This window comes from Kushneria sp. EE4 (assembly GCF_977968315.1).
This window is the reverse complement of the sequence record NZ_OZ386212.1, coordinates 2,621,224-2,640,939: the sequence shown is the minus strand read 5'-3', so window position 1 is coordinate 2,640,939 and position 19,716 is coordinate 2,621,224. Positions and strand designations below refer to the sequence as shown.

Below are 19,716 nucleotides of genomic sequence, written 5' to 3'. Positions count from 1 at the left end.
TCCGGCCGCAAAATGTATCGCCGCGGGAGGGTACGCTGATTGAACGCCTTTGACGACCCTGCCTGGCCCAATGGCTGAGGCGTCCATTCGGTGCGATGCGCCAGGGGGCGAAAGGCAAGGGACAGGGGAAAGCGCCGGGCGACTCCCGCGCGGTTTCCTTGATCGATTTATCCACCGGCCTTGATCGACAGCCATTGATCTGTAAAAGGAGATGCGTCATGCGCGATATTGAACTCTCACGGTGTCTGCCCGACGACCCGGATGCCACCCTGGTCGGGCGCGTCTGGCGCGGCGACGGCCCGCGAATAGTGGCCCTGCGCGGCGGCGAGCTTGTCGATATCACCGCGCACGTGGGCACCATGAGTGCGCTGCTGGACCGCGACGACCGGCTGGCACTGGCCCGCGAGGCCGGCGGCATATCGCTGGGGGCGGTCAAACCCTGGCTTGTGCAGTCGCTGGCAGAGAGCGCCACCACCCCCGATGAGCACGGCAACCGGCTGCTGGCCCCCTGTGATCTGCAGGTGGTCAAGGCCTGTGGCGTGACCTTCGCCGTCAGCCTGCTGGAGCGGGTCATCGAGGAGCAGGCCGCCGGCGATGCCTCAAAAGCCGGCGACATCCGCGCCCGGTTGCGCGAGCTGATCGGTCAGGATCTGTCAAAAATCGTGCCCGGCTCCGAGGCCGCCATGACGCTGCGCGAAGAGCTGATGGCACGCGGGCAGTGGTCGCCCTATCTGGAAGTGGGCATCGGGGTAGACGCCGAGGTGTTCAGCAAGGCCGCACCCCTGTCATCAGTTGGCTTTGGCGCCAATGTGGGCCTTCACGCCGCCTCGAGCTGGAACAACCCGGAGCCCGAGGTGGTGCTGGCCATGGACGGGCAGGGGACGCCGCGCGGGGCGGCGCTGGGCAACGATGTGAATCTGCGTGATATCGAAGGGCGCAGCGCGCTGCTGCTGGGCAAGGCCAAGGACAACAACGGTGCCTGTGCCATCGGCCCCTTCATTCGCCTGTTTGATGACGACTTCACCATGGACACGATCCGCCAGGCGCAGGTCACCATGCGTATCGAAGGTGGCGATGACGGTTTCGTGATGGAAGGGCGCAGCGACATGCGCGAGATCAGCCGTGACCCGCTTGATCTGGTCAAGCAGACCTGCGGGCGCCACCATCAGTACCCGGACGGTTTCATGCTGTTTCTGGGCACCATGTTTTCACCGGGCGAAGACCGCGACGCCCCCGGACAGGGCTTTACCCACCACGTGGGCGACCGGGTCAGCATTCATACCCCGGCGCTGGGCACCCTGATCAATCGGGTTGACCGCAGCCACGCCATCGCGCCGTGGCAGTTCGGTATCGGCGCACTGATGCGCTATCTGAACCGCTGATCCCGCACTTCGCCTGCCCATAAAAAGGCCGCCCGACGCTATCGCCGGGCGGCCTTTTCGATGCCGAGAAATCGTCAGACCACCCGAAACTCGATCTCCTCACCGTTTTTCGAATGGCGGCTCGATGGTTTGTCTGCTTAACGCAGGTCCTCAAGCAGCATGGGGCTTCCCCAGCCTTCAAGTTGTGCATCACCACGCTTGAAATATCCGGCCCAGAACGCCCTGAGTCTGTCCATGGTACGTTCACTGCGGTAGGCCGTTTTGTTGTCCTTTCCGATCAGCCCCGCACCGACGACATAGATTCGAGCTCCATCCCATTCACCCTTGAGCCCGGAGTGTTCGAGTTTTTCAAGTTCCTGGTCAGGGTCGATCGTTCTGACATTACCACTCTGGTAGAAACTGGTGATGTCTGAATTCTCCAGCATGTCGGAAAATAAAAGCACGACCTTGTGCTCTGCTTCGCTATCGCGTATCAGCGTGCTGATGGAAGAGAGATTGCCGATCAGCTCCGTTTTGGGGATATCGGGGCTGTCACCAAAACTTTCGTTGATCGCTTCACCAAGACGTCGCTTGACGTAAGTGGCCTGCTTCTGGAAACAGCTGTCAAAGCCATTGAGTGATCGCTTTGAAATCGAGTAACGCTGGTCCTGCGACAGTTGCGCGTCAATCTGTCCCTTGAGCATAAGGCGTGTGTAGTGCTCACCGGTAAAGGCGGCAAACCGTACCACCTCAATCGCGTCGCCCGGACGTATGAAGCGCAGGGTCTTGTCGATGACGGATCTTTGAATGCGCTCATCGGCATCGACCGTTTCGTCAATCAGCACAAACAGCTCGCGCGCCGGCGCAGCCTGCTGCGGCGCATCATTGCCCAGTGCCTGATAGCAGCTGGGGAAGTCATCTCGCATATCGGCATTGGCCATAAGACTTGCACCGCTAAGCACAACGCCTGCCAGCGCGATCAAATAGCGCTTCATGAAGAAGTACTCCCATCATCCAGACCCATTTCCCGACGAAGACGCGCTTCATATGCCGCGTCTTCTTCTTCCTGCTCCTTGAGCTCCTTTTGCCGACGCTCTTCCTCAAGACGCTGCCGGATGGCTGCTCGACGATCTACCGGCGCGCTGTCGTCAGGCGAGCCGCCTGTCTCCTGGGAGATCGTCTCTGTGCGCTGGCTATCCTGCACCGGGGATGGTCGCTCCAGAGGCGTCTGCGCCTCATGGGAGGTGGCGGTGGACAACGTATCGCTGGCGCGCGTGGCACGTGTACGGTGCTGATGTGCCAGATCACGTGATTCGGATTCGCGCTGTTCACGTTCAAAGGTCTCGGCATATTGCTGAAAGCTGCGATCACCGGCGTGATTCAAAAGCCGGATGCTGTCGCTGTCCGTATTATTTTGCATGGCGCGATTGAGCATGCGCTGCTGTAGCCTGGACAGATGCTTTTGAGCGATATGAATCACGCGATTGCGCCGCCTGGCATGATAGGCGCTGTACTCTTCCTTGTTACGAAACTTTCCGATATAGCTGCGGGCCCTGGAAGATTCCTTGCCGGCAAAGCCGGTGAAATAGCCAATCATCGTGCCCATGATCTGCAGAAAGACAAAGATAAAGGCCAGCACGATGAAGGTGCCCCAGCCGCCCTTGCGCTGATGGTCAATGACGCTTTGTCCCGACTCGCTGTCGGCATCACGCTGAATGCTGGCGAGTTCGTCGGGCAGGGCGGTATCGGAATAGGGGTCCTGATACTGAGCGCCGGCCATGCTGCTACCCTGTGACATCTGCTGGCTGGAGAGCATTTCATCCAGCGCCTGGCCGCGGACATAGGTCGCACCAATGGCGATGGCAACAATGAACGCCGCCGTGATGACCGTAATGGTCCAGCCCGGTTTGACGTTGGCATTGGTCCTGAGGCGATTGAGCAGCTGCCGCCATGTTGGTGCGCCGTCATCAATCTCATTGTTGTCCAGTGTCACGCCCGGCTCAGGGACCAGGTTGCCATCCTGGCCGTTAAACCAGGTACGTACCTTGCGCACCAGATGGTTATGATGGATTTCCTGGCCGGTCTTGTGCGTCAGATAGACCAGCAGGGCAGAGATCAGAAAGGCGATGCCCAGCGCGCCCTTTTGCTGCAGAGCTTCACTGGCCCCCGGGATGGTCCAGCCTGCCAGTACATAGGAAAACCCCATGGCCTCGACAAAAACCATGGCGGCGACCAGTATCCAGCCCAGCACCGGCAGTTCCCTGCGCCCGGTTTCCTGTGCCTTGTCCAGATAGCTCTGGCACTTCACAAAAAACGTGGGGCTTGCTCGCCCCCGATCCTCCAGATGCTCCATGAAATGAGAGCACAGTTCGTTTTCACTGCTGAACCAGCCGGTCTGACTGTCATGAGACTGGCTGTTTCTGGAAAGCGTGGCCACCTTGCCGATGCCCGGGAGCGCGCAGTGCACCCTTAACAGCATCAGGCTGACCTGATCCCAGAACCGATACAACAGCAGCGCTGTCAGCAGCAACAACACGATCGCGCCCAGAATGGCGCGATAGCTGTTGATCATGTAAAGCAGGTCGTTCATCTGTGTTCCCCTGGTATTTAGCGCTGCGGACGAGCCGGCTGATACGTAGCGGCCATCAGACCGGATTCACCCTGATAAAAAAGGCGACCATCCTGAGCGCGTTCGCCGCCTGTCTTGTCAAAAACGAGGTCAAGGCATTGCACCGGTGCCTGTTCGTCATCGATAAAGGCGCGATATAACAGCGTGTCCGTGCCTTCATAGACGTTGACGTGGGTACTCATTTTAAGGTCGGCGGTCTTTTGATTGGCAGCGTCGTAATAGACATAGACCTGAGGCTCGGAAGCGGGTGAGTAGTCCTTTAATACGGCAACAGGACCAACACCGACCAGGCTGTCCTGCATGCGTGTGATCAGAACGCTTCGGTTCAGGCCCTGAAGGTAGTCCGACGCCGAGTGTGAAATGGCCTTGCCGCTGCTCAGCGAATGAATGTCGCCACTGGGACGAAACTCATCCATGTAGCAGGCATGCTGCAAACGCCTGGCCTGATCACTGGCCTGAGCGTTGGCTACGGGTGAAAGCCGGGTCAAAAGGCTGCGGTTATCCTTGAGCTGGAAGCGGCTATAAAGCCCCAGATCCGCCTGGTCGATGCGTTTGCCCCCCAGCGCCAGGCCCTTGTAGGTCGACGTTGAAGGCTTTGGTTCAGGCGAGGTTTTGACGGTTCGATCACGACGGCTTTGGGGCGCTGCCGAGGAAGCGGCCGCCTTGCGCTGTGACGCGGCTACTTTTTTGTTCGGCGCAGGTTTGGACGATGATGACGGGCGAGCAGAAGAGGTTGCACTGATCTGACGGGTACGCTGCTGTGCGCTGGCGTCTGAAAGGGTCGAATAGGACAGGTTGTCCAGGCTTCGCTGGCTGCTGTTGGAGTACTGGGCGAGCGCCTGCTCTGACTGGATTTCAACGATCTGTACCCGTCGATTAAGTGCTCTGCCTTCAGGACTATCATTGCTGGCTACAGGCCTTGAAAGACCGGCGCCCTGGTAATAGATCTGCCCGGCATCAAGGCCCGCCTGCTGGAAAAGACGCGCCACGGTTTGTGCGCGCTGCTCGGACAGACGCTGATTGAGCGTGCCGGAACCTGTGGCATCGGTGTGCCCGATAATCAACACTTTCTGCTGTGTCCCTTTATAGGCATCGGCCACCTGTCGCAGCTTTTTTTGTGCCTCTGGCGTCAGTTGCGCCGAACCGGAGGCGAACATGGCCTGATCGTTGATAGTCGCACTCAGACCCCGCTCGGCCTGCCCGGAAGGCGTCTTTTCGGTATCTATCTGCTGATAGACCACCGCCAGATTGTTGGCCCGGGCAACCTCTTCGAGTGCCTTGCGACGATCATCGACCCATGAGCCGATCACCCAGCCTGCACCGGCACCGGCTGCCATGCAGGCAGCTTTCTGAACGTCATGTTGATCCTTGCAGGCCAGATAACCGGCGCCTGCGCCGATGGTGGCCCCGATGGTACGACCTGCATAGTCAGACATCGTATCCATGGTGTCCTGCATTGATGCACAGCCCGACAGCAACAATGCAGGCATCAGGCTAAGCGATACGAGACGCTTGCTCATGGCCTGGAGTTCCCTTGATGGTATTTTTAATTGAGTTTTTCTGAATGGACCGGCAACTCTAAGGGCAGACCGGGGGGCTTGCAAGGCAGGAATCAGGTTTGCCCTGACAGACTGTGTTAGAGCTCAGACCATTTAAATACCTGGCAAGGTTCTTGAGTCCAAAAGGAAACGCCGCCGCACCTGTTGATGCGACGGCGTTTTGGAAGGAGTGGAAGCGCCGCTTACGACGCCACCCGAAACTCGATCTCCTCACCGCTTTCCGAGCAGTGGCCGATCTGCACCCGGAACAGCCCTGGTTCCTGCACGCTGTCCAGCTCGGCGTTCAGGAAGTGGCGCATGTCGGGCGTGATCTGGAAGGCCACGCACTCGCTGTCGCCCGGCGCAAGCGACAGGCGCTGGAAGTCCTTGAGCTCGCGGATCGGGCGCACGACGCTGGCGCTTACGTCCTGCAGGTAGAGCTGGACCACCTCGATGCCCGCGCGCTCGCCGGTGTTGGTGACGGTGAGGCTCACTTCGAGCGTGTCCTCCAGGGCAATCTCTGCGGCCCCTGTTTCGATCGGGCCGTACTCAAACGTGGTGTAGGACAGCCCGAAGCCGAAGGGGTAGAGCGGGGCGTTGGGAATGTCCAGATACTGCGAGGCGTATTTGGGATCGACCCCCTTCGGGCGGCCGGTGTTGAAGGCGTTGTAGTAGATCGGAATCTGGCCGACGCTGACCGGAAAACTCATCGGCAGTCGCCCGGACGGGTTGACGTCACCAAACAATACGTCGGCGACGGCGTTGCCGGCCTCGGTGCCCGGCCACCAGGCCTCCAGCAGCGCCGGGGCCATGGCGTCGAGTTCGGTCAGATCCATGGGGCGGCCGTTGAACAGCACCGTGGCGACGGGCGTGTCGCCGGCTTCCGCCAGCACGCGGCGGGCCAGTTCGAGCTGCGCGCCCGGCAGGCCGATATCGGCGCGGCTGGCGGCCTCATCCGCATAATCCTCATCCTCACCGAGTGCCAGCACCACGGCGTCGGCCTGACGCACCACTTCCAGCGCGTCCTCGATACCGGCGGTGTCGGTATCCCCGATCTGGTTGGAGACGCCCTGGGCGCAGAGGATGACCGCGTCTTCCCCCAGCCGGTTGGCGATGCCCTCGCGCAGCGTCACGGTGTCGTCGTGATCGCCGTTGCCACGCCAGGAGCCCAGCAGGCGCTGAGTGTTGCCCAGCGGCCCGATCAGCGCCACTTTCTGACACTGATCCATCAGCGGCAGCACGTGCCCGTCGTTTTTCAGCAGCACCATCGATTCCGCTGCCTGTTCGCGTGCGGCGTGGCGGTGGGGCTCACTGAGCAGGCACTGCGCCTCGCGCTCGGTATCGGCGTAGCGATACGGGTCATCCAGCAGGCCCAGCGCGGCCTTGAGCCATAGAATGCGGCGCACCGCCTCGTCGATGCGCGCTTCATCGACCTGACCGCCCTGGACCAGTTCACTCAGCGTCTCCACGAAGTAGCCGGACTGCATGTCCATATCGACGCCGGCGTTGACCGACTTGCGCGTGGCCTCACTGGCATCTTCGGCCACGCCGTGGCATTCAAGCTCCATCACGGCGGTGTAGTCGGTGACCACCATGCCTTTAAAGCCCCACTCCCGACGCAGAATCTGATCGAGCAGCAGCGGGTGGCAGGTCGCCGGGATGGCGTTGAGGGTATTGAACGCCGTCATCACGCTGGCACAGCCTTCATCCAGTGCGGCCAGAAAGGGCGGCAGGTAGTGTTCGCGCAGGCGCCACTCGGACATGTCGACGGTGTTGTACTCGCGCCCGGCTTCCGCCGCCCCGTAGGCGGCGTAGTGCTTGACGCAGGCGGCCAGGGTGTCGGTAGCACCCGGATCAGTGCCCTGAATGCCGCGCACCTGGGCGCGGGCGATCCGCGAGGTCAGCAGCACGTCCTCTCCGGCGCCTTCCATCACCCGGCCCCAGCGCGGGTCGCGGGAGATATCCACCATCGGGGCAAACGTCCAGTGCACCCCGGCGGCGGCGCCTTCCTCGGCCATAATGCGCGCGGCCCGCTCAATCCCTTCCAGATGCCAGCTGGCGGCCTGACCCAGCGGAATGGGGAAGATGGTACGAAAGCCGTGGATGATGTCGTAGCCAAACAGCAGCGGAATGCCCAGGCGCGAGTGCTCGATCGCCTGTTGTTGCAGCTCGCGGGTGAATTCGACCCCGAAGGCGTTAAATACCGAGCCGACCCGGCCAGCGCGCACATCCGCCTCGATGTCGGTATTGGCCGGCGCCCCGGTGGTATCGCGGCTGCCGGCCACCTGGTTCATCTGGCCGATCTTCTCTTCCAGCGTCATCTGCGAAAGCAGCGCCTCGACCTGCTCACACAGCGCCTGATCACGCTCACGATCTACCCCGAAGGGCAGACCCGCTTTCCGGTCTGACAACATCAACGACATTTCTTCCCCCTTCAGGCCGGACGTTCGAAGTAGTGCACGTCAAAGAGCTGCGCGTCGTCACACCAGTGATCGCGCAGGGTAAATCCGGCGTGACCGGCCAGTTTTTCAAAACCTTCGCGACTGTACTTCCACGAGTTTTCGGTGTGGATGTGCTCTCCGGCCGCCAGGGTGATGATCTGGTCGTCCAGGCTGAAACTCTGATCGCGCTGGCTGATGAGATGCATCTCGATGCGCGAGGCGGCCTCGTTGTAAAAGGCCAGATGCTCGAAGTCCTCGGGCGACACGCCGGCGCCCAGCTCATCGCGCAGGCGATGGATCAAATTGAGATTGAACTCGCGCGTCACGCCCGCGGCGTCGTTGTAGGCAGCCTCCAGCCGGTCACGGTCCTTGATGCGATCCACCCCGATCAAAAGCCCGCCGCCGGGCGGCAGCTGGTCATGCACGCGCGTAAGCAGCTCGCCGGCCTCCCGGGGTGTGAAGTTGCCGATCGAGGAACCGGGGAAAAACACCACCGGGCGGGCGTCGCCTTCAAGCCCGGGCAGGGTGAACGGCGCGGTGAAATCGGCGCACAGGGCGTGGACCGCCAGCCAGGGGTAGTCATCGGCCAGCCGTCGGGTGCTTTCCAGCAGGAAATCGCGTGAGATATCCACACCCACATAGTGGTGCGGGCGCAGGGCATCAAGCAGCAGCCGGATCTTGTGGGACGCGCCGCTGCCCAGCTCGATCAGGTCGATATCCCCGCCCACGCGATCGGCGATGGCGTCTACCGACTGCTCGAGGATGCTCTCCTCGGTGCGGGTGGGGTAGTACTCCGGCTGCTGACAGATGCGGTCGAACAGCTCGGAACCGCGGTGATCGTAAAAGTGCTTGGGCGAGATCCAGCGCGGCGAATCCGTCAGCCCGATCGTGAGCGCCTCCAGCAGGCTCTGCTCGCCGCCATCTTCGGTAAGCTGGTCGTGAAACTGCACCCGGTGACGGTTGCTTGGAGAAGACAACGCAGTGGAAAGTGCCTGTGACATGACGGCCGGTCCTTTTTCAGGAATTCCAGTGATCAGGGGATCCAGATCGGGCCGCCCTTCAGAGGGCGGCCCGTACGGGGTCAGACATCGCGCGCCAGACGGATGCCGGAGAAGGCCCAGCGGGCCTGGGGCGGGAAGAAGTTGCGATAGCTGCCCCGGATATGGTCGCCGGGCGTGGCGCAACAGCCCCCGCGCAGCACCATCTGGCCGGACATGAACTTGCCGTTGTACTCGCCAAGACTGCCTTCCAGCGGCGTAAAGCCCGGATAGGGCAGAAAGGCGCTGCCGGTCCACTCCCAGACGTCACCGTAGAGCTGCTGCGGGCCAGCGTGGTCACTCTGATCCTGCGCTGCCGGTTGAAGCAGGTCGGCTTCCACGAAGTTGCCCCCGATGGGCTGATCCTCCGCGGCGGTCTCCCACTCGGCTTCCGTGGGCAGGCGCGCCCCGGCCCAGCGGGCGTAGGCATCGGCTTCATAGAAGCTGACGTGACAGACCGGCGCATTCGAATCGACCGGGACCAGCCCGCCCAGGCTCATGGTATGCCAGCGCCCGTCGACCTTCTCCCAGTAGGCGGGCGCCTGCCAGTCGGTCTTGTGGAGTAGATGCCAGCCGTCCGAGAGCCACAGCTCGGTGCGCGAGTAGCCGCCGTCCTCGATAAATCTGATGAACTCGGCGTTGGTCACCGGGCGGTCGGCCAGCTCGAACTCGGCCACGTACTGGCGGTGACGCGGCGTTTCGCTGTCAAAGACGAACCCCGTGCCGTCGTGCTCGCGCGCCGACTCGGTGGGGTAATCCATGCCAATCTGGCGCACGCCCGCCGCATAGCGGTGCCAGCGCGGTGCATTGTCGGTGAGAGTCCGGGCCGCCGGCGCCTGCTCGGCATGGTCCAGCAGCCGCTTTCGGATGTCGTCGCGATAGACCGGGTGCAGCGGGTTGCAGGAGAGGATGTGTTTGATGTCCATCACCAGCAGCTCCTGGTGCTGCTGCTCGTGATGCAGCCCGATTTCGAGGCGGTCGATGATCTCGTCGAGCTGCTCGGACGGCGGCGCGCTCAAAAGCCGTGCCATCTCGTGGTCGATGTGGGCGCGGAACTGATAGACCTGTGCCACCGTCGGCCGCGAGATCGTGCCGCGCAGATGGCGCGGGAACGGCTTGCCGTGGGTCTCGTAGTAGGAGTTGAAAAGGAAGTCATACGCCGGGTCGGGCGTCTGGTAATCCTTGAGATAGGGGCCGAGGATAAAGGCTTCGAAAAACCAGCTGACATGGGCCAGATGCCACTTGGGCGGGCTGACGTCCGCCATGCTCTGGACCATGTAGTCCTCGGTCTCGAGCGGCGCACACAGGGTCTCACTGGCGCTTCGTACGCGCTGAAAGCGACGCAGCCATTCGCGCGCGTGGGCGCTTTCGGCGTTGTCGATCGGTGTTCGGGTCGTCTGGGTCATGATGGGGCCTCACAGAGATCGCATCAACGGTTGTCGAGGTGGTCACCCGGCGCTGATGCAGGCGCGGAGTGCATGCTTGTCTTCAGCGTAGCAAGGCCTTTCCGGCATGCCCCAACGGATCCCGGGAAATTTGTGACGGTGGGTAAGGGCCGGCGGCGCCGTAAGCGCGTCACACGGTGCTAGACTGCGCCTTTCGTGATTCCCTCTGCCGGTGTTCAAGCGCTCATGTTTCGCACGCCTCGTCCGTCCATTTCCCTTTTGTGGCTGCTGGCCTTTGGCCTGGCCGCGATCAATCTGCGCGCACCCATCGTGGTCATCGGCCCGGTGCTGGAGCCGATCATGGCGTCCGTGCACATCGGTGCCGGGTCAGCGAGTCTTTTGACCACCGGCATGATTCTCTGCTTCGGGCTGCTGTCACCGTTTGCCCCGGCACTGGCGGGCCGGCTGGGGCTGGATCGCGCCATTGCGCTGGCGCTGGTCGCGGTGGCGCTGGGCAGCGTGCTGCGTGGCATTGAACTCTTCCCCGTCATGTTGATCGGGACGCTCCTTGCAGGGCTGGGCATCGCCTTTGGCAACGTCTTCATGCCGAGTCTGGTCAAGCGCGACCGCCCCGAACGGCTGGGTCAGACCATGGGACTTTATACGGTGGTGATGGGCATCGGCGCGACGCTGGCGGCGGGTACGGCGGTGCCGCTGTTGCAGATGAGCGGCCACTGGTCGACGCCGGTACGGCTGTGGGCGGGGCTTGCCGTGATCGCAGCGCTGTATTGGCTGTGGCGCGCTTTTCGACGCGCTGCGCAGCCCCAGGCCGGTGGGCCGGTGCGCATGACGGCGCTGTTTAAAAGTCCGGTCGCCTGGGCACTAACGATCTTCATGGGGATGCAGTCGCTGGGCTTTTACACCCTGCAGACCTGGATGCCGTCGGTGGCCATCAGCTCGGGCGTGTCGACCACCATGGCCGGCAATATGGTGTCGCTGCTCAACCTGGTCAGCATTCCGGCCAGCTACGTGATCGCCCGCATCGCGGCGCGCCTGCACCATCACAGCCTGCTGGTGCTGGGGTTGTGTCTGCTGATTGCCAGCGGCCTTCTCGGACTGTTGCTGGCGCCGACGCTGTCCCCTGCGCTATGGGCCATGTTGCTGGGCGCCGGGCAGGGCGGCTGTTTCAGCTTTGCGCTGACCATGATCGTGTTGCGCACGCGCCAGTCGCAGCACGCCGCGATGCTCTCGGGCATGTCACAGAGCGTGGGCTATCTGCTGGCCGCCAGCGGACCGTTGCTGTTTGGCGCGCTCAAGGGGGTGACCGGCGGCTGGGGCGTGTCGCTGGGGCTTTTGCTGGTGCTGCTGGGCGTTCAGACCGTGACCGGCCTTCTGATCGGCCGGCCGCGGATGGTCACGCTGCGTGAGGAGAGTCAGCACTCCTGATCAGGCGTTTGGGCCCCTGGCGCACGCCTCGATGCTGGCGGCGATGTGGGTGATGAGCTCGCCGTACAGTTCGGGGCCCGGGTCGATGCCGGCGCCCAGCGGGTCGAGCACGATCGAGGTGTTGATGGGCATGTCGCCGAAAATGCTGTCGATCATGCGCGGGTTGAACTGCGGCTCGGAGAAGACGCACTGAACGTTCAGCGACTCGACCCGGTCCTGCAGCTCGCGGATTCGTCCCGGCCCCGGGCTTGAGGCGTCACCGATCGAGATGGCGCCGGCGGCGTGCACGTTAAAGCGTTCCTCGAAGTACTGATAGGCGTCGTGAAAGACGATAAAGCGGGTGTCGTGAGCGTCTGCCAAGCGCTGCTCGGTGTCGGCGATCAGCCCGTCGAGGCGTTGCTGCGCGTCTCGAGCGTTGTGATGGTAGGTCTCGGCGTGCTCCGGGTCGGCCTCGGCCAGCGTTTGCGCCATGACATCCAGCCACGCCCGGGCGTTTTCAGGATCAAGCCAGGCGTGCGGGTTCAGGCCGGTGTGGCTGTGGCCGTGGTCGTCGTCGTGAGAATGGCCACCGCCGTGGGCGTGATCATGGTCATGGCTGTGTCCATCGTCGTGGGAGTGACCGTGACCGTCATCATGCGCATGCCCGTCGTCATGGCCGTGATCGTGCGCCTCGAAGGTGGCGCCGTCGCGGTAATTCAGCCGGGTCGTGCCGGCGTCGAGCAGCGTCACCGCGTCGGCACCACCGGCCAGCGTCTGGATCGAGTCGGCAAGCCAGGGCGTCAGCGCCGGGCCGATCCAGAACACCACGTCGGCGCTGTCCAGCGTCGAAGCCTCCGATGGCCGCATCGAGTAGCCGTGGGGCGAGGCGCCGGGCGGCATGACCATCTCAGGCGTGCCTAGATCGCCCATCACCTGGGCGGCCAGCGAGTGAACGGGGGCGATATCCACCGCCACGCGCGGCACATCGGCCAGCGCCAGTGAGGGGGCGAACAGCAGCGGCAGCAGCGGCAGCAGCCAGCGACGAGGATATTTCATGAAGTGCCTCAACAGGGGGTGAGTCGGGGTTAAATGTTATGTTATAACGTGACACATTAACGGCCGGCGCATTGCCTGACAAGCGCCGCCCCCTCGTCACCGCCAGGAAAAGGCATGCCCCTGTTAACGCTTGAAGAGATCGGTGTGGTCCGAAACGGCAACGTCATCCTCGATGACGTGAGTCTTGCGCTCGCCAAAAACGAGATCGTGACCATCGTGGGCCCCAACGGCTCGGGGAAATCCACCCTGCTCAGGGTGATCATCGGCGCACTCAACCCCTCGCGCGGCCGGGTCACGCGAGAGGCGCCTCTGCGCATCGGCTACGTGCCGCAGCGCCTTCAGATCGATTCGACCCTGCCCATGACGGTGGCCCGGTTCATGGCGCTGCCGCATCGAAGAGGCCGCGGCGAGATCGAAACGGCGCTGACCCATGCCGGCGCCGGTGATCTGGCCGGGCGTCAGCTCTCGGCGCTGTCCGGCGGGCAGCTGCAGAAGGTGCTGCTGGCCCGGGCGCTGCTGGAACGCCCGGCGCTTCTGGTACTCGATGAGGCCAACCAGGGGCTGGATCACCGCGCCACGGCCGAGTTCTATCGCCACATCGACCGGGTGCGTACCGAACTGGGCTGCGCGGTGCTGATGGTCAGCCACGAGCTGCATGTCGTCATGAAGGCCTCGGACCGGGTGATCTGTCTCAACAACACCATCTGCTGTCAGGGGCGCCCGGAGAGCGTGGCGACCTCGCCGGCCTGGCAGTCGCTGTTTGGCATCGAGGAGCGTGATGCGGTGGCGTTTTATCGTCATAACGAGTCGGGTCACGCCGAGCCGGCGCGTGACGCCCCGACCACCCCGCGAGAGCAGAGGGTCTGTCGCCATGCTGGATGACTTCATGATACGCGCCGCGCTGGCCGGCACCGGCGTGGCGCTGGCCTCGGCGCCGCTGGGCTGTTTCGTGGTGTGGCGGCGCATGGCCTATTTCGGTGACGCCACCGCCCACGCCGCCATGCTGGGCGTGGCGCTGTCGCTGGTGCTATCGGTCTCGCTTCTGGCCTGCGTACTGGTGGTGGCGCTGATCATGGCGCTTTGCGTATCGCTGCTCAGCGACCGGGGCTACACCATGGACACCCTGCTGGGGGTGATGGCGCATGCCGCACTGGCCTTCGGGCTGGTAGCGGTGTCGCTGGTGCAGGTGGCCCGGCTGGATCTGATGAGCTATCTGATCGGCGACATTCTCGCCGTCGGCCGGCGCGATCTGGCCCTGATCTGGGGCGGGGCGGTGCTGGTCATCGCGATCATCGCCCTGCGCTGGTCGGGTCTTCTGATCGCAACGCTCAACCCGGATCTGGCCCGGGCCAGCGGCGTTAATCCGCGTCGCGAGCAGCTGCTGTTGACCCTGTCGCTGGCCGTGGTGGTGGCCGTGGCGCTCAAGGTGGTCGGGGTGCTGTTGATCGCGGCGTTTTTGATCATCCCGGCGGCCGCCGCGCGGCCCTTTAGCCGTACGCCGGAGGGCATGGCGATACTGGCCGCGGTGATTGCCATGGTGGCCGCCAACGGCGGACTTGTGATCGCCTGGCGGCTGGACACGCCGGCCGGGCCGAGCATGGTCAGCCTGGCCGCCGTGTGTTTTGTCCTCATGACGCTGGCGGGGCTGATCCATCGCCGCCTGGGCCAGCGCCACGCTTGATCATCCTGACCGGAGAGACCGCCATGACCCTGTCCAATGCCCTTGAAGCGCCTGACGCTGTCACCTCGATGGCCCGCGCGCTGGACGCCGTTTTAGCCCCGGACTGCGATATCGCGATCGCCCCGCGCGTGCTGCCGGACGCGCTGATGGCAAGCGTTCACGCGCAGTGTCAGACCGCGCGCGGCTGGAGCCTCGCGTTCGAGGGCGCCCCGGACGCCGCGCTTGAAGCCGCGCTGCGGGGCCAGCTGCCGGCGCCCGACCACGCCGGGGCGCTGATCGATGACGTGATGATGCTGGCCCGGCTGATGGCCTCGATGCTGGCGGCGGATAGCCTGCGCATCAAGCTGAGGCTTCTGGAAGAGACCATGTGCCCGCGCTTTCACTGTGACAACGTGACCGTGCGGCTGGTGACCAGCTGGCAGGGCCCGGGCAGTGAATGGCTGCCCGAGCACGCGCTGGACCGGCGCGGACTGGGCGCGCCGTCACCGGACAAGCCCGAGACCGTGGTGGACGCAAGCGCCATCGAGCAGCTGGGCACCGGCGATGTAGCGCTGATCAAGGGCAGCGGCTGGCGCGGTGACGGCCGCGGCGGGCTGGTGCATCGAAGCCCGGCGCTGGCACCGGGGGCGCGACGGCTGATGATGAGCATCGACCCGCTCTGAGCGCCGATACCACACAGGCAGATCCAACACAGGACCAAAGACCAGGCGCCATCGGCGGCGGAATTGACCACGATCAAGCAGAGCCGGTCGGCGACGCGCGATGCTGGTCGGGTCCGATGGCGCATTTTGACGCCATCGCTGCCACTGGAGGATGCGCCATGTTCACTTCCCTGCTGGTCCCCGTGGATGGCTCGGTTCACGCCCTAAAGGCCATCAGCATTGCCGCGAAGCTGGCCGGCCCCAACGCCACCCTGCATCTTTTGCACGTGCGCGAGCTGGTACCGCACATTCATCACGGCGGGTTGCTCAGTATGCAGGAGGCCATCCAGGCGTCCTCACCGGAGGCCGCCGAGAAGGAGATTCAGGACATCCTCGAGCAGTCGCAGGCCCATCTGCGGACCTGTTTTGACGGGCGAATCGAAACCCACGGCCGCCATGGCGACCCGGCGCGGGTCATCGCGCATCAGGCCGAGGCGCTGGATGTGCAGGTCATCGTGATCGGCAGCCGGGGGCTGGGCACCTGGAGCGGCATGCTCATGGGCAGCGTCTCCCACAAGGTCAGCCACATTGCCAGCTGCATGGTCATCAGCGTGCACGATGATGACTCGCCCGTGCCGGCGGCCCAGGCCGCCGACAACCCCTACGCCGGACTATAGCCCGGGAACACAGCGCCCGGCGGGGGCGGCAGATCATTCGCGGTGCGGGTGCACCTCGCGCAGGATCATGCCGCTTTCGGGCAGGGCCGGGATCTCGCTTAAATCGATCTCGAGGTTCTGCTCGGGCACCGTCCAGTGCATGGCGTCCAGCTGCCGGATCGTCTCTTCCATCAGGCGCAGGGTGATCCACTCGCCGGGGCAGCGGTGATTGATGTGATGATCCCCGCCGCCCTGGGGAATCAGCTGCCAGGCATCCACCTCGCGCTGTTTAAAGCGCTCGGGATCAAAGGTCTCGGGCGCGGCCCAGATGGCCGGGTCATGATTGGTGCCGTACAGATCCAGCAGCAGCCGCGTGCCGCCGGACAGGGTGTGGCCCTGCCACTGCACGTCATGGCGAAGCCGGGCGGCGGCCACCGGGAAGAAGGGGTAATAGCGGCGCACTTCCTGCACAAAGCGGTGGCGGGCGTCCTTGTCGTTGACGTCCGGCCGGGTGGCCGGCCAGCGGTGCAGCGCGTGGGCGATAAAGACCATGTAGCGCGCCACGGCCAGCGTCGGGCGCAGCACGTTGATGATCTCCACGGCGACCGTGTGAATCGGCAGCAGCTCGCCGTGCTCGTCGCGGTGTAGCGCAAAGCGCACCAGCGCGCTCTGTTCCCGGCTGTCTTCGTGCGCTTCGGGGTCGCGGCGAATCTTTTCCACCAGCTTGCCGATCCAGTTCTCGGCATCGTCGCGACTGCGGCGCGCCTGCCAGTGGCGCGGCCCGACCGTACCGGCGCCGTCGATCATCGCGGCCAGCTGATGGGTGCGCCGCTCGAGATCGGCTTCCGGCAGCGCCACGCCGGCCCAGTCGCACACGGCGCGACAGAGAATGAACTGACACTCCTTGAACAGATGGATCTCCGCCATCGTCTCCCACCGGCCCAGCGCGCGCTGCCACTCGGCCGTAACCCGGTCGGCCAGCGCCTCGATACCTGACGGCGACATCAGGTCCATGAACATCGCCTTGCGGTGGCGGTGCGCCGCGTCATCAAGGCCCTGTACGCCGCCGACGCCGAAAAGCGTTTTCTGCAGCCGCACGGGGGCGGCGCCGGCGCGTCGGCAGGTTTCGGTGTTGTAGAACAGCTTCGCAGCCTCCGCTCCGCGCAGGCACAGCGTGTTTTCAAACAGAATGCGCGCCCTGAAGATGGGGCTTTCGTGCGCCCGGCAGCGATTGCCGATATAGAGATAGCCCTCGCCCATCAGATCCAGCGTGCTGTCCAGGCGATGTTCAGCAGGAATGTCGGTCATGGCGTGTCCCCGTGGCAACAGATTGAGCGATCAGCAGGGCGGCAATCGACAAACGCCCCGGGCTGGCTTTCAGCATAGGAAAGCCAGCCTGGCAGGGCTTTAACAAAAGCCGATTTTTGCCCGGGGTGGGGCGTTATACGAGATGTGACAGCCCCAGCGCCTCGAGACAGGCGGTGAGCGAGCGCTCGCTGCGTTGCTCGTAGAGCGCGAACTCATCCTGCATCGAGGCGCCAAGGGCGGCTTCAAATTCGCCGCGGCTGTCGGTGTCGGCATACTGCTGCGCCTGGCTCTCGCCCAGGTTGGACTGAAAGATGCCCGCCGCGCTGACCGGCAGAAAATCCTCGTAGGTGATGGGGCGCGCCCGAACGACCCCTCGCTCGATCAGGGCCTCGATCAGCGCGTCACGCTCGACGGGCAGGGCCTCGGGATCATCGATCCGTGCGCCCTCCACCGGCTGATAGTCAAACCAGGCCAGGCCCTCGCGGCGCAGGGTCGCCTCGTCATCGGGAAAATCCTGAAAAGCCTCCGCCAGCGCGCGCTGATGGGTGGCACCTTCCAGACCGTGAGTGACCTCGCGGGCGGCGGCCAGCAGCTCGTCGTAGCGCTTTCGCCCGCGCCGGGTGAGGGCGGCGCCGCGCTGTTCGATCTCGCCAAAGCGCGCCGTATGGGTGCCGGTCTCGCCGCCGCCGTCGGCGGGGAAGACGATCGGCTCTTCCAGCGCCTTGAAGCTGGTCTGGCGCAAAAGGATCGGGCAGTCACGCCGCGGCGGGCCTTCAATGGTCGCCTTGGGGCTGATGCCCCATTCGGGCATGGCCTGCTGGGTGGCGTCGATGTCCAGCGTGCGTGGGGTGAGGTGGTTGATGTGCGGGCCGTGAAAGCACACCACATCGGCGACCAGCCGGTGGGCCTGATGAAAGGCGTGGTAGGTCTCGGTATCGACCGTGGCGTGGCGGTGCCAGCGAAAGGTCTCCAGCGCCTCGATCACAAAGGCGGTGGCGTCCTCATCATTGAGCCCGCCGTCCGCATCAAATTGATCCAGCAGGGTCAACAGGCGGTCGGTGAAGATCTGCCGGCGCTCCAGAATGGCCGCGGCGCGCTCGCGCAGGTCGTCATCCTCGATCAGCTCCAGACGCAGCAGCGAGGTGAAGACCCGAAACGGATTGAGGGCGAGCGCCTCGTCCTCCACCGGGCGAAAGGCGGTGGCGTGCACCGGCATGCCGGCCGGCGCCAGGTCGTAATAGCCCACCGGGAACATGCCCATCACCGCGAATACCCGGCGCATGGTGTGCAGCTCGCCGGCCGTGCCCAGCCGAATCGCGCCGTGACGCTCGATCTCGATGCGTGCCATCTCGCTGCCGCCCTGAGCGGTCAGGGCGTTGTCATCGGGGGCGTGATAGAGCGTCTGCGCGTTGATGTCGGCGACCAGCTTCAACAGCGTGCCGTACTGGGGCACCTCGGCGCGGTACATGTCGGACATGGCGCTGGAAAAGCGGGTGCGAATATCATCGGAACTGACGTGCCGGTCCATGAGGGTGCTCCGTGGCAACAATGAACGTGTCTTGATTTAACGCCCGAGGGCGGTCGGCGTTCAAGCGTCGTGATGGTGGTCACGGCCGTTGATCCGCCTCATCGGTTACGCTGTTGCCTCGAAGGTCGCCAATGCTGAACAAGGAGTGCCCATGACAAGCGTTGAATATTATCTGCTGGATGTGTTTACCGATGCGCCATTTGCGGGCAATCAGCTGGCGGTATTCATGAATGCCGACGGGCTTGAAACCGCCACCATGCAGTCAGTGGCCCGCGAGCTTAACCTGGCCGAAACGGTATTTCTGGGGGCTGCCAGCGCCCCGAATCACTACCCGATGCGGATCTTTACGGCGACTCATGAGCTGCCATTTGCCGGGCATCCCACCGTGGGTACCGCTCAGCTGCTCGCCGAGCTGGGTCTGGTAAGCCGTGATCAGACGCTAATCCTCCAGCCGCCGGTAGGGGAGCTGTCCATTGATTACGTGGGCGAGAAAGCCACGTTCACCACCGCCCGGCCTGCCAGTATTACCCCCAGCGCGCTGGACCAGACCACTGCTGCCGCGCTGCTCGGCCTGCAGGGCCATCAGGTCGTCGGCGCCCCCGTGGTCTCTTCCTGCGGACTGGCCTTTCACCTGATCGAACTCAGCGATACCCGGGCCCTGCAACACCTGCAGATCTCCGAAAGCGTGTGGGCAAACGCAGTGGCGCCGAGCGGCACCGAGCAGGTGTACCTGTATGTGACCGGCGTGTCGGCGGGTGAAGACACCGTGATTCGCAGCCGGATGTTCTCCAGAGAGCACGGCCTGTGTGAAGACCCCGCCACCGGCAGTGCTGCGGCCGCGCTGAGCGGCTATCTGGCAACGGTAGGGGACGCCAGACGCTGGGTGATTCACCAGGGCGTGGAAATGGGCCGGCGCAGCGTGATCGAAACCGCCATGCATCACGACCGGGTTCAGGTCGGTGGCAACGCTGTGCTGGTGGGGAAGGGGGAACTTTATCTGCGCGAGTGATACTGCCTTGCCTGCCCGCCG

The 19,716-nt window shown here is 63.9% G+C and carries 16 protein-coding genes; 7 read left to right on the top strand and 9 right to left on the bottom strand.

Annotated elements, in window-relative coordinates; genetic code table 11:
* The first annotated feature begins 218 nt into the window (after positions 1-218).
* On the top strand, positions 219-1,382 hold the full coding sequence (locus ACXMYO_RS11995; RefSeq protein ID WP_457808895.1) for a fumarylacetoacetate hydrolase family protein: 1,164 nt from the start codon (positions 219-221) through the stop codon (positions 1,380-1,382).
* A 137-nt stretch (positions 1,383-1,519) separates the two neighbouring features.
* On the opposite strand, the gene ACXMYO_RS11990 is transcribed toward ACXMYO_RS11995, so the two are convergent.
* The 6 genes from ACXMYO_RS11990 to egtB form a co-directional block, all read right to left on the bottom strand.
* Positions 1,520-2,356, bottom strand: a complete 837-nt coding sequence (locus ACXMYO_RS11990) for a hypothetical protein (protein WP_457808894.1) — start codon at positions 2,354-2,356, stop codon at positions 1,520-1,522.
* Positions 2,353-3,951: a hypothetical protein gene (locus ACXMYO_RS11985; protein WP_457808893.1), complete on the bottom strand. Its 1,599-nt coding sequence runs from the start codon at positions 3,949-3,951 to the stop codon at positions 2,353-2,355. The genes ACXMYO_RS11990 and ACXMYO_RS11985 overlap by 4 nt, the downstream gene beginning before the upstream one ends.
* A gap of 17 nt (positions 3,952-3,968) precedes the next feature.
* On the bottom strand, positions 3,969-5,510 hold the full coding sequence (locus tag ACXMYO_RS11980) for an OmpA family protein (protein WP_457808892.1): 1,542 nt from the start codon (positions 5,508-5,510) through the stop codon (positions 3,969-3,971).
* 221 nt (positions 5,511-5,731) lie between these two features.
* Positions 5,732-7,951: a beta-glucosidase BglX gene (gene bglX, locus ACXMYO_RS11975; protein WP_457808891.1), complete on the bottom strand. Its 2,220-nt coding sequence runs from the start codon at positions 7,949-7,951 to the stop codon at positions 5,732-5,734.
* A gap of 11 nt (positions 7,952-7,962) precedes the next feature.
* Positions 7,963-8,970 (bottom strand): L-histidine N(alpha)-methyltransferase, encoded by a 1,008-nt coding sequence (gene egtD / locus ACXMYO_RS11970; protein ID WP_457808890.1) that lies wholly within the window; start codon positions 8,968-8,970, stop codon positions 7,963-7,965.
* Between the two features lie 80 nt (positions 8,971-9,050).
* Positions 9,051-10,412 (bottom strand): ergothioneine biosynthesis protein EgtB, encoded by a 1,362-nt coding sequence (gene egtB, locus ACXMYO_RS11965; RefSeq protein ID WP_457808889.1) that lies wholly within the window; start codon positions 10,410-10,412, stop codon positions 9,051-9,053.
* 225 nt (positions 10,413-10,637) lie between these two features.
* Between egtB and ACXMYO_RS11960 the strand changes: the two genes are divergently transcribed.
* The gene (locus ACXMYO_RS11960) at positions 10,638-11,837 is read left to right on the top strand and encodes a CynX/NimT family MFS transporter (RefSeq protein ID WP_457808888.1); all 1,200 of its coding nucleotides are present in this window, start codon (positions 10,638-10,640) and stop codon (positions 11,835-11,837) included.
* Here the strand turns inward: ACXMYO_RS11960 and ACXMYO_RS11955 are convergent, their stop codons facing one another.
* Positions 11,838-12,872, bottom strand: a complete 1,035-nt coding sequence (locus ACXMYO_RS11955; protein WP_457808887.1) for a zinc ABC transporter substrate-binding protein — start codon at positions 12,870-12,872, stop codon at positions 11,838-11,840.
* 114 nt (positions 12,873-12,986) lie between these two features.
* Between ACXMYO_RS11955 and ACXMYO_RS11950 the strand changes: the two genes are divergently transcribed.
* The 4 genes from ACXMYO_RS11950 (at position 12,987) to ACXMYO_RS11935 (ending at position 15,871) form a co-directional block, all read left to right on the top strand.
* Positions 12,987-13,754: a metal ABC transporter ATP-binding protein gene (locus ACXMYO_RS11950; RefSeq protein WP_457808886.1), complete on the top strand. Its 768-nt coding sequence runs from the start codon at positions 12,987-12,989 to the stop codon at positions 13,752-13,754.
* Complete coding sequence (locus tag ACXMYO_RS11945) at positions 13,744-14,553, top strand: metal ABC transporter permease (RefSeq protein WP_457808885.1); 810 nt, start codon at positions 13,744-13,746, stop codon at positions 14,551-14,553. The genes ACXMYO_RS11950 and ACXMYO_RS11945 overlap by 11 nt, the downstream gene beginning before the upstream one ends.
* A 23-nt stretch (positions 14,554-14,576) precedes the next feature.
* A complete protein-coding gene (locus ACXMYO_RS11940; RefSeq protein ID WP_457808884.1) occupies positions 14,577-15,215 on the top strand; it encodes a DUF1826 domain-containing protein in 639 nt (212 codons plus the stop codon).
* A 158-nt stretch (positions 15,216-15,373) separates the two neighbouring features.
* Positions 15,374-15,871, top strand: a complete 498-nt coding sequence (locus tag ACXMYO_RS11935) for a universal stress protein (RefSeq protein ID WP_457808883.1) — start codon at positions 15,374-15,376, stop codon at positions 15,869-15,871.
* 33 nt (positions 15,872-15,904) lie between these two features.
* Here the strand turns inward: ACXMYO_RS11935 and ACXMYO_RS11930 are convergent, their stop codons facing one another.
* Both ACXMYO_RS11930 and hglS read right to left on the bottom strand, forming a co-directional pair.
* Complete coding sequence (locus tag ACXMYO_RS11930; protein ID WP_457808882.1) at positions 15,905-17,158, bottom strand: cytochrome P450; 1,254 nt, start codon at positions 17,156-17,158, stop codon at positions 15,905-15,907.
* A gap of 133 nt (positions 17,159-17,291) precedes the next feature.
* Positions 17,292-18,686, bottom strand: coding sequence for a 2-oxoadipate dioxygenase/decarboxylase HglS (gene hglS / locus ACXMYO_RS11925; RefSeq protein ID WP_457808881.1), 1,395 nt, complete (start codon positions 18,684-18,686; stop codon positions 17,292-17,294).
* A gap of 151 nt (positions 18,687-18,837) precedes the next feature.
* Between hglS and ACXMYO_RS11920 the strand changes: the two genes are divergently transcribed.
* Positions 18,838-19,695: a PhzF family phenazine biosynthesis protein gene (locus tag ACXMYO_RS11920; RefSeq protein WP_457808880.1), complete on the top strand. Its 858-nt coding sequence runs from the start codon at positions 18,838-18,840 to the stop codon at positions 19,693-19,695.
* The last annotated feature ends 21 nt before the right edge of the window (positions 19,696-19,716 follow it).